The sequence below is a fragment of the Corallococcus sp. AB049A genome (assembly GCF_003668885.1).
Classification (GTDB): Bacteria; Myxococcota; Myxococcia; order Myxococcales; family Myxococcaceae; genus Corallococcus; species Corallococcus interemptor.
On the sequence record NZ_RAWL01000520.1, the window covers coordinates 1 to 5,450 of the forward strand.

Consider the following 5,450-nt stretch of genomic DNA (forward strand, 5'->3'; position numbering starts at 1 on the left):
GCGCCCGTATCAGCTGCAGGGCGTGAGCTGGCTCACCTTCCTGAGGCAGGCGGGCCTGGGGGGCGTGCTGGCGGACGACATGGGCCTGGGCAAGACGCTGCAGACCATCTGCACGTTGGGCCGGGGGACGCTGGTGGTGGCGCCCACGAGCGTGCTGCCCAACTGGGAAGCGGAGGTGAAGCGCTTCCGTCCGTCGCTGAAGGTCAGCGTCTATCACGGCGTGGGGCGCACGCTGGACGAGTCCGCGGACGTGACGCTCACCACGTACGCGCTCCTGCGTCTGGACGCGGCCATCCTCGCGGCGAGGACGTGGGACACGGTGGTGCTGGACGAGGCCCAGGCCATCAAGAACCCGGACAGCCAGGTGGCCCGGGCGGCGTATGAGCTGGACGCGGCCTTCCGCATCGCGCTCAGCGGCACGCCCATCGAGAACCGGCTCGAGGAGTTGTGGAGCCTGATGCACTTCACCAACCGGGGCCTGTTGGGAGGGCGCAAGGCCTTCGAGGAGCGCTGGTCCCGGCCGGTGTCGGAGAACCAGAAGGGCGCCGCGGAGGCCCTGCGCGCGCGCATCCGGCCCTTCGTGCTGCGAAGGCTCAAGCGCGACGTGGCGCCGGAGCTGCCGCCGCGCACGGAGGCCGTGCGGCACGTCACCCTCACGGAGCAGGAGCGCGCCGTCTACGACGCGGTCCACGCCGCGACGCGCGAGGAGGTGGTGTCGCAGCTCGAAGAGGGAGGCAGCGTGCTGAAGGCGCTGGAGGCCCTGCTGCGGCTGAGGCAGGCGGCCTGTCATCCGGCGCTGGTGCCGGGGCAGCAGGCGCGGACGTCCTCGAAGGTGCAGGCGCTGGTGGAGGCGCTCGGCACGGCGGTGGCGGACGGGCACAAGGCGCTGGTCTTCTCGCAGTGGACGTCGATGTTGGATCTCATCGAGCCGGCGTTGAAGGAAGCGGACATCGGGTTCATCCGCCTGGACGGAAGCACGGCGAACCGGGGCGCGGTGGCGGCGTCCTTCCAGGACGAGAAGGGAGCGCCCGTGATGCTCATCTCGCTGAAGGCGGGAGCGACGGGGCTCAACCTCACGGCGGCGGACCACGTCTTCCTGGTGGACCCCTGGTGGAACCCGTCGGTGGAAGCGCAGGCGGCGGACCGGGCGCACCGCATCGGGCAGCAGCGGCCGGTGATGGTCTACCGGATGGTGTCGCAGGGCACGGTGGAGGAGAAAATCCTCCTGCTCCAAGAGAAGAAGCGGGCGCTCTTCGAGGCCGCGCTCGGAGGCGCCACGGGAGGCGCCGCGCTCACGCGAGCGGACCTGATGCAGCTGCTGGACTGAGGACATTCCGCGGCGGGGTGTGGAGCGGCAGTCCGCTCCCCCGCCGTGCCTGCGTGGAGCCGGTGACGCTGAACGTCACGCGGGGCGTGCGCATCGTCTCGGAGGACACCGTTCAATCCGAGAGGGAGTCACAGCATGCCAGCATCCATTCCCGACAAGATGAGGGCCGCGGCGCTCGACCGCTTCGGCGGCCCGGAGGTCCTGGGCATCAAGACCATCTCCGTTCCCACCTGTGGCGACGACGAAGTGCTGGTGCGGGTCGCGGCGGCGGGAATTGGTGCCTGGGATTGGATGGAGCGCGAGGGCCAGATGGCCGAGATGATCCCCGGCGGCCCGAAGTTCCCCTACGTGCCCGGAGCCGACGGCGCGGGAGAGATTGCCGCGGTGGGCAAGAACGTGAAGGACCTCAAGGTCGGGGACCAGGTGTACGGGTCCGCGTTCATGAGCAGCAAGGGAGGCTTCTACGCGGAGTACGTCGCGGTGAAGGCGGATCTGGCGGCGAAGGTGCCCAAGGGGTTGAAGGTGGAGCAGGCGGCGGTGCTCGCGGCGGACGGGCTCACCGGGCTCCTGGGCCTGGAGGAGCACCTGCAGATCAAACAGGGGCAGAAGCTGCTCATCTTCGGCGCCAGTGGAGGCATTGGCCACATGGCCGTGCAGCTCGCGAAGAGGCTGGGCGCGAAGGTGCTGGCGGTAGCGTCGGGAGAAGACGGCGTGGAGCTGGCACGGAGGCTGGGAGCGGACGCGGTCGCGGAGGGCCACCAGAAGGACCTGGAGAAGGTCAGCCGGGACTTCGCGCCTGACGGCTTCGACGCGGCGCTGGTGCTGGCGAGGGGAGACGCCGCGGAGCCACTGCTCAAGAACGTCCGCAAGGGAGGGCGCATCGCGTACCCGAACGGAGTGGAGCCAGCCCCCAAGGGTCCGGATGGCATTGAAGCCAAGGCCTACGACGGCATCCCCACGCCTCAGGTGATGAAGCGGCTCAACGAGTTGATTGAGGCAGGCCCCTTCCACCTGGAGATCAGCCGTCTGTACGCATTGGAGGAGGCCGCGAAGGCGCAGCAGGAAGTGCTCAAGCACCACCTGGGCAAGTACGCGATGAAGCTTCAGTGACCGCTAATGCGGTTCAGGGTCGACCGTGGCGGTGTTGAGCATCCGCACCGCCACGGAGCGGCACTGGGAACAGACGACCCCACTGCGTTCCCAGTGCACCTGGGCCTCCAGCTCACCAGGATCCGCGGACCCTTCATCCAGCCGGCGGACGATCTCCGCGAGCGCCTGAGCGGGATTGCCCTCCAGGTCATCCGAAGGGTCGAGCAGGTCCTGCTCCCCTTCCAGCACCAGGGAGAAGCGGTAGTACACGGCATGCGCGGCGATGACGCGCCCGCAGGTCGCACAGGTCTTCGCTCGCGGTCCGGTCATGGCGACAAGGATAGCGGCGAATCCCGCTGACGCTTGAACGAAAGCCAGACACGGGGACCCAATCCATCGCAAGAGCCGGGGATCGAACCCGCGCCGGGTGGCACGAGCTCCCAGCAGAGTCGCGCCCTTACCAGCCAACCATCAGGAACAGCTCAGGTTCGACATCCCGACTCGAACCCTGTAGTCCCGCCGTGCGCCGCCCCATGCCGCAGGCTGGAACGCATCGCATAACGAGTCACAGAGGGGTCAACAGCGAGCAGGGAGTGTAATCGACCCTGTTAGATGGAGCTGACCGACGCGCAGTGGGAAGTCCTTCGTCCGCACCATACCCGGGACCGAGCGACAGCGCACAAGCGCCCAGGGAGGAAGTCCCTGGCGTGACCCTCAGGATATGCTCAGCGGCATTCTGTGGGTCTTGCGCACCGGAGCGCCATGGGCGGGCCCACCAGGGCGCTACCCGCCCTACTGCTACAGCTGTAGTTCGGAAGGCCCCGCAGCCTTCCTCCTGTTGAAGAAGCGGGAGGGGGAGGAGCGAGACTTCCCTCGCAGCAGCCATCGGCCACAGAAGCGCAGGCACCGGAAGTCCGGCTGGTTGGCCGTCTCGTGACGGAGTTGGACGCAGTAGGCGCCTGGCTGCAGCCGCACTTCCGCAGGCGCGAGGCGCATACCACCGCGGTCGAGTACGTGAAGGCGCTGCTGGGACGAGCGCAGCGCAAGAATGTGTAGGGCCTTTCGGAGGATGCGGGGCATCGAGCGCCCTACGCCTTCCAGCACCTGCTGCTGCGTGCGAAGTGGGACGCGGATGCGGTGCGAGATGACGTGCTGGAGTACGCACGCAGGATGCTGGGCGAAGGAGGCATTCTCGCGGTGGACGAGACGGGCTTCCTGAAGAAGGGAGAAAAGTCCGTGGGCGTCGCGCGCCAGTACACCGGCACCGCGGGCAAGGTGGAGAACGCGCAGGTAGGCGTTTTCCTCTCGTACGTGACACCGCTGGGGCATGCGCTGGTGGACCGGGAGCTGTACCTGCCGGAGCCGTGGACGGAGGACGAAGCCCGCCGCGAAGCGGGAGGCATTCCGGACGAAGTGGGCTTCGAGTCCAAACCGGCCCTCGCGCAAGGCATGCTGCAACGGGCGCTGGGGCAGCGCCGCTTCCTCGAAGACTTGCACTAGCCCTACGTGCTGGCGGTGGCCTCCAACACGCACGTCTGGCGTGGCTTCTACCAGGTGAAGCCGGGCGAAATGGTGCACGAAGTCTCGCCGGAGGCCTGGGTGCGTCTGTCCGCGGGTGCGGGCACCAAGGGCCCGCGTCCTTACGACTGGGCGCGCATGCGGCTCAACCGGCACCTGGGGCTGTCACGGTGGCTGCTATCTCGCAGAGGCCGCACGGACGGGAAGGTGGCCTTCTACGTTACCCACGCTCGACGCAATGCCTCGCTCAAGTCGATGGTGCGCGCGGCAGGCAGTCGGTGGGCGGCGGAGGAGGACTTCGAATCCGCCAAGAACGAGGTGGGCCTCGCTGACTATGAAGCGCGCACCTGGACGGCCAGGCATCGGCACATGACGTTGTGCCTGGTGGCCCACGTCTTTCTCGCAGCCGCGCGTGCCCTGGCCAATCTGCAACTCCAAGAGGGCCTGCCCCCAAAAGCACTCGGCCTGCCGAGGCGCAGAAACCCCATGCGTGCGTTTCTCGCCCGGCGCCGCCTTCACTGACGGCCTTCGTCCGCTACTCCGTCCAGGAAGTGCGAGCGCTTCTGATAGCGCTCTTGCTGCGCGTGGTGGCTCCATTGGCTCACGTCCTGGAACGGAGTCGCTGGCGACGCCACCACCAAGCCGTGGCCAGGCAGTGCCATTACCGGGCCAGAAAGGCGCGGTTCAAACTGCAGCTGTATGACTAGTACTCGTCCCGGATGAAGTCCTCCGGCCGGTAGTGGAAGGTGCAACGGGCCTTGGCAGTGGTGAAGCCCCAGCGAATGGGGACGCGATGGCGGTTGGCATCACGTTCCCAGGCGCGAGCTCTGTCGCGCAGGGTCTCGACTGAAGCGACCCGCTGGTGTCCTAGGCACTGGCGCGAGACGAGACTCACCTCGATTTCAGCCTGGTTGAGCCAGCTGCCATGCACCGGGGTGTAGTGCACACAGAAGCGGCTCCACAGGCGCAGGCCCTCCTTCCATCCGAAACGGCGCGTCAGCGAGAACCGCGTGTGGATGTTGAGGTTGTCCAGCACGAGGTGAATCTTCCGGGCCTTGGGGTAGCGGTGCGCCAGGTCCCGCAACGCTTCCGCGAAATCAGCGGCCTTGCGGCAGCGCGTTGCCTTCACGAAGTGGCGCCCCGTCCGAGGCTCCACCGCGCAGAAGAGATTGGCGGTGCCGCAGCGGATGTACTCGTAGTCACGCCGAGCGACAGCACCTGGATGCATGGGCAGCATGTCTCGCTTGGAGTCCAGCAGTTGCACGGGCCGCTCGTCGAAGCAGACGACAGGCTCACGTCGATTGAGTGGCTTCTCGTACAGGGCCAGCACGTCCTCCATTCGCTGGACGTACTGGGCGTCCAGGCTCGGCACGCATCACCTTTTTTTTCTGTCAAGGACCGGGGGCATGGATCGCGTGAGGGTCGGCCAAGCGGATCGCCCTGGTGAGTTCGTCAGGGAGCCGGTGCTCGAGTTCGCGGCGCTGACGAGATTGGGGTCGGCCAAGCGGATCGCCCT

General features: G+C 67.4%; 5 protein-coding genes and 1 pseudogene. 4 read left to right on the forward strand and 2 right to left on the reverse strand.

What is annotated here, in order from left to right:
* On the forward strand, positions 1-1,327 hold a 1,327-nt coding region (locus D7X55_RS35075), incomplete at its 5' end, for a DEAD/DEAH box helicase (RefSeq protein ID WP_147470330.1).
* Positions 1,328-1,462: 135 nt separating this feature from the next.
* Complete coding sequence (locus tag D7X55_RS35080) at positions 1,463-2,437, forward strand: NADP-dependent oxidoreductase (protein ID WP_199747291.1); 975 nt, start codon at positions 1,463-1,465, stop codon at positions 2,435-2,437.
* A gap of 3 nt (positions 2,438-2,440) precedes the next feature.
* Here the strand turns inward: D7X55_RS35080 and D7X55_RS35085 are convergent, their stop codons facing one another.
* Positions 2,441-2,746: a hypothetical protein gene (locus D7X55_RS35085; protein WP_121725326.1), complete on the reverse strand. Its 306-nt coding sequence runs from the start codon at positions 2,744-2,746 to the stop codon at positions 2,441-2,443.
* A gap of 741 nt (positions 2,747-3,487) precedes the next feature.
* Between D7X55_RS35085 and D7X55_RS35095 the strand changes: the two are divergent.
* Together D7X55_RS35095 and D7X55_RS35100 are read left to right on the forward strand one after the other, a co-directional pair.
* A pseudogene (locus D7X55_RS35095) lies at positions 3,488-3,916 on the forward strand (transposase); the annotation flags it as partial.
* 6 nt (positions 3,917-3,922) lie between these two features.
* Positions 3,923-4,456, forward strand: a complete 534-nt coding sequence (locus D7X55_RS35100; protein WP_121725329.1) for a hypothetical protein — start codon at positions 3,923-3,925, stop codon at positions 4,454-4,456.
* 181 nt (positions 4,457-4,637) lie between these two features.
* Here D7X55_RS35100 and D7X55_RS35105 read toward each other — a convergent pair whose 3' ends face one another.
* Positions 4,638-5,306: an IS630 family transposase gene (locus D7X55_RS35105; protein WP_121725330.1), complete on the reverse strand. Its 669-nt coding sequence runs from the start codon at positions 5,304-5,306 to the stop codon at positions 4,638-4,640.
* Between the last annotated feature and the right edge of the window lie 144 nt (positions 5,307-5,450).